Below are 4,371 nucleotides of genomic sequence, written 5' to 3'. Positions count from 1 at the left end.
CCGAGGTCGAGCGCGCTCTGGCGATTCGCCAGGCTGACCGAGGCATGGTTCGTGTCTATCGTGTCCAGGATGTTCTGCCGCCCGCCGAGCTGGCCGATCTTGCCTGCCACGTCGCCCAGCGTCTGGTCCAGCGCGGCGATCATCGCGGACACATCGGCATGCACGCCTTCGGCGGTCACGCCCGGCGTCGCCAGCTGGCCGCCCAGCGCGTTGAGCTGCTGCAGGAAGGCGCCCATGCCCTCGAGCGACACGTTGCCGCCGATGGCCATGTTGTCCGCCACCGCGACCTGCTGCGTCTGCGTGTTGCCCAGGAAGTTGTAGGCCGGGTCGACGGTCGGCTGGTCGCTGGCCGTGCCGGAGAACAGGTAGCGGCCCTCCGCGTTCTTGCCGTTGGCCAGGAAGAGCAGGCTGTCGTGCAGCGTCTTGATCGAGCCCGACATCGCGTTCAGGTCGTCGCCGGTGTTGCCCGCGTCGGCCGCCCAGACCAGCAGGTCGCGCGTGGCCTGCAGGTCCTCGCGGATGCTGTCCAGCGAAACTTCGCTGGTCTTGAGCCGGCTCTGCAGCGCGCCGATGTTGTCGCGGTACTGGTCCAGCGCGGACTCCTCGCGCGACAGCCGCGCCAGACGCAACGCGGCGATGCTGTCGTCGGACGGCTTGAGCACGCGCTGGCCCGAAGCCATCTGCTGCATGACATGCGTCAGACCCTCGTTGGCGGCCTGCAGCGCGCTGTTCATCGTCGTGTGGTACTGATTGCTGGCGATGCGCATGGGAAGCTTCTCCGGAAGGCGACGAAGGGTGTGCGACGAAGGGTGTACGACGAAAGGGTGCGACGAAGGGGGAGCGCAGCCTCAGCCGAGCATCTGCAAGGTGCTGTCGAACAGCTGGTTCGCCACGGCCACCACCTTCATGTTGGCCTGGTACATCTGCTGGTACTGCATCAGGTTGATGGCTTCCTCGTCGGTGTTGACGCCGGCGCTGGACTTCCAGTCCTCCTCGGACTGGTCGCGCACCGTGGTCGCGGTCTTCTGCGAGCCCTGGTTCAACGAACTCGCCACGCCCAGCTTGCCCACCAGCTGCGTGAAGACGTCGCCGGTGACGATCTGCGACGTCCCGGCGGGGTTGCCAGCGGCGTCGAAGGTGGTGATGGTCATCGGCCGGTTCTTCAGCGCGATCAGCGCGGTCAGGTTGGTGCTGTCGCCGCTGACCGTGGCGCTGCCGGAGAACGCCAGCTGCGACGCCGTGATGCCGGTCATCCTGAGCGTGCCGCCGCTGGTGTCGAACAGCGGCGCGCCGGGTGTCGCGGCCGGCGGCGCGAAGCCCAGGGCCAGTTGCGCGTTGAAGGCGTTGCCGATGCCCAGGGCGAGTTCCGAGATGGTGGTGCGCATGGGCCCCAGCACCTGCTTCTGCAGATCGGCCAGGCCGCCGAGCTGACCGCCCTGGCCCACGTCCGACAAGGTGAACGCGGTGTTGGCGAACTGGATCTTCAGCGCGGCCGGGCCGGCGGTCGACATCACCGCGGCGTCGGCGCCGACGACCAGCGGCTGGCCGCCCTTGAGCGACACGCTCTTGGCGCCGTCGGGCGTGTCCACGACCTGCAGGCCGACCAGCGCGGACAGCGCCTTGATCTTCTCGTCGCGCGCGTCCTGCAGTCCGGCGTCGTTCATGCCGGTGGCGCGGCCGCCGGAGATCTGCTTGTTCAGCAGCGCGATGTCCTGCGTCAGCGCGTTGACCTGGTTGACCACGCCGTCGCGTTGCGTCGCGATGGCGGTCTGCTGGTTGGCGAACAGCTGCTGCAGGCTGTCGAAGCGCTTGACCAGGCCGTCGGCGGCGGTCAGCACGGCCTCGCGCAGCGGGCCGGATTCGGGCTGCACGCTGGCGGCGTTGAGCGCGGCGAAGAACTGGTCGATGCCGTTGTTGATGTTGGCGGTGTCGTCGGACATGACCTGCTCGAGCTGGGTCATGTAGGACTGCCCCGCGCTGTACTGGCCGAGCTGGCTGGTCGCCTGCCACAGCTGCACGCTCTTGAAGCTGTCGGCGAAGCGCAGCAGCTTGGACACCTGCACGCCGGCGCCGCCCTGCGGCGTCTGCAGCGAGCCCAGCAGCACGCCGGTGCGGGTGTAGCCCGGCGTCATCGCGTTGGCGACGTTCTGGCTGGTGGTGCCCAGCGCGGCCTGGGCGGCCTGCGCGCCGGTGAGGCCGTTGAGGAGGATGCTCATGGGGTCGGGGTTCCGGAAGAGGCGGGAGCGCGTGCGGCTGTGCGTGTCGGCAGGGCCGCGGGGGTCTTCCCTCCGGAAGGCGACGCGGGGGCGGCGGAACTTAAACCGGCGGCCGGAAGGGCCGCGGGAAGGACCTGCTTGAGCATCAGGTCGGCGATGCCGAAGGCGCGTTGCTGGGCCAGCGCGTCGGCGACCAGACCGTCGGCCAGGTCCAGCATGTCCTGGTTGGCGCGCTTGTTCTCCGCGTTCTCGTCGTCCGCCAGCGCGCGCGTGCCGGCGCGCATCTGGCTGATCATCTGCTTGATGAAGAAGGCTTCGAACTTGACGGCGGCATCGGTGGCCTGCGCCTTGATGCGGGCGTCGGGATCCTTGGCGCCGTCGAGCGCAAGACCTGACGGCATCGGAGAGGAAGTCGGAAAGTCGCTCATCAGATGACCTGCAGCTCGCCTTCGATCGCGCCGGCCTGATCCAGCGCCTGGAGGATCGCCATCAGATCGTCCGGATTCGCGCCGATGCTGTTGACCATGTCGACGATCGCCTGCAGCGAGGTCCCCGCCGGCCAGCGGAACATGCGCCCATCGCCCTGGTCCACGCGCAGCTGCGACTGCGGCACGGTCTGCGTGCGGCCCTGGCTGAAGGCATTGGGCTGGCTCACCTGCGGGCTCTCGCTGATCACCACCTTGAGCGACCCGTGCGACACCGCCGCCGGCCGCACCTTGACGCCGTCGGCGATGACGACGGTGCCGGTGCGGGAGTTGAAGATCACGCGCGGCAGCGCCGGCGCGGCGTCGATGGACATCCCCTGCAGCTGCGCGACGAAGGCCACGCGCTGCGTCGATTCCATCGGTGCCCGCACCGACACGCTGGTGCCGTCGCGCGTCGACGCGGTGCCGTCGCCGAAGCGCTGGTTCAGCGCATCGACGATCTGCGTCGCGGTCTGGAACGCGGGGCGCTTGAGGTTCAGCACCACGTCCGGCCGGGTGTCGAAGTCGCTCGCGATCTCGCGCTCGATCGACGCGCCGTTGGGCACGCGGCCGGTCGTCGGCGTGTTCACCGTCACGCTGGAACCGCTCTGCCCCTGCGCGCTCAGTCCCGTCACCACCAGGTTGCCCTGCGCCAGCGCATAGACCTCGCCGTCGGCCGCGTGCAGCTCAGTCAGCAGCAGCGTGCCGCCGCGCAGGCTCTTCGCGTCGCCCAGCGAGGACACGGTGATGTCGATCGACTGGCCGCGGCGGTAGCCCGACGGGAAACTCGCGCTCACCATCACCGCCGCCGCGTTGCGCGACTTGGCCTCGGTCTTCTCCGGCAGCTTCACGCCGAACTGCTTCAGCAGGTTGGCCACCGACTGGCCGGCGAACTTCACCTGCGTGCTGTCGCCGCTGCCGTTCAGGCCGACGACCAGGCCGTAGCCGAGCAACTGGTTCTCGCGCACGCCTTCGATGTCGACGAGCTGGCGCAGCGGCTGCGCGGCGGACGCCGGCGCAGCGACGGCCAGGCCGAGGACCGCACCGAGCACCAGGCCGAGGGACAGGGAGATCAAGCGCTTTTTCATGAGAGTCTCGCGGTGGACGGAGATCGGATCGGAGATCGGAGATCGGAGCGGACCTCAGATCGGGTTCCACGGGCTGTTGAACCAGCGCGTGAACCAGCCCGGCGTGTTGGCATCCGCCAGATGGCCCTTGCCGCTGTAGGCGATGCGGGCGTTGGCCACCCGCTGCGAGGACACGCGGTTCTCGCTGTCCACGTCGGCCGGGCGGACGTAACCGGCCACGCGCATCAGCTCCTCGCCCTGGTTCAGGGTCAGGCTCTTCTCGCCGTGCACGCGCAGCAGGCCGTTGGACGTCACCTCCTGCACGACGACGGTGATTGCGCCCTGCAGCGTGTTCTGCTGCGTGCTGCTGCCGCTGCCGTTGAAGTCGCGCCCGCCGTTGATGCCGTACGAACGCTGCTTGCCGTTCAGGTCCAGGTCGAAGCTGCCGCTGCTCGTCTTGCCGCTCTGCGTGTTGGCGCTCTTGCTGGCCTGCGTCGCCTCTTCCAGCACGATGGTCAGCACGTCGCCCGAGCGGAAGGCGCGCGTGTCGGCGATCAGGCTGGCGCTGCGGCCCGCGGCGAACACGCCGCCGCCCGAGGGCCGCACCGTCGCGGCGATCGGCAG

Annotated in this window: 5 protein-coding genes; all 5 read right to left on the bottom strand. The window is 69.2% G+C overall.

Annotation, left to right across the window (positions count from 1 at the left end):
• The coding region (flgL, locus tag VF536_RS07630; protein WP_331614218.1) for a flagellar hook-associated protein FlgL at positions 1 to 767 on the bottom strand (767 nt) is incomplete at its 3' end.
• A gap of 81 nt (positions 768 to 848) precedes the next feature.
• Positions 849 to 2,216: a flagellar hook-associated protein FlgK gene (gene flgK, locus VF536_RS07625; protein WP_331614217.1), complete on the bottom strand. Its 1,368-nt coding sequence runs from the start codon at positions 2,214 to 2,216 to the stop codon at positions 849 to 851.
• Complete coding sequence (locus VF536_RS07620; RefSeq protein WP_331614215.1) at positions 2,213 to 2,644, bottom strand: hypothetical protein; 432 nt, start codon at positions 2,642 to 2,644, stop codon at positions 2,213 to 2,215. Before VF536_RS07620 ends, flgK begins: the two co-directional genes overlap by 4 nt.
• On the bottom strand, positions 2,644 to 3,768 hold the full coding sequence (locus VF536_RS07615; protein WP_331614214.1) for a flagellar basal body P-ring protein FlgI: 1,125 nt from the start codon (positions 3,766 to 3,768) through the stop codon (positions 2,644 to 2,646). The genes VF536_RS07620 and VF536_RS07615 overlap by 1 nt, the downstream gene beginning before the upstream one ends.
• Positions 3,769 to 3,822: 54 nt before the next feature.
• On the bottom strand, positions 3,823 to 4,371 hold a 549-nt coding region (locus VF536_RS07610; protein ID WP_331614213.1), incomplete at its 5' end, for a flagellar basal body L-ring protein FlgH.

The organism is Roseateles sp., from assembly GCF_036486225.1.
GTDB lineage: Bacteria > Pseudomonadota > Gammaproteobacteria > Burkholderiales > Burkholderiaceae_C > Roseateles.
This window is presented reverse-complemented; position numbering and strand designations above follow the sequence as displayed.

Coding starts and splice junctions, on each gene's coding strand:
- flgK (WP_331614217.1), bottom strand. CDS start 2,216: ATGAGCATCCTCCTCAACGGCCTCACCGGCGCGCAGGCCGCCCAGGCC.
- VF536_RS07620 (WP_331614215.1), bottom strand. CDS start 2,644: ATGAGCGACTTTCCGACTTCCTCTCCGATGCCGTCAGGTCTTGCGCTC.
- VF536_RS07615 (WP_331614214.1), bottom strand. CDS start 3,768: ATGAAAAAGCGCTTGATCTCCCTGTCCCTCGGCCTGGTGCTCGGTGCG.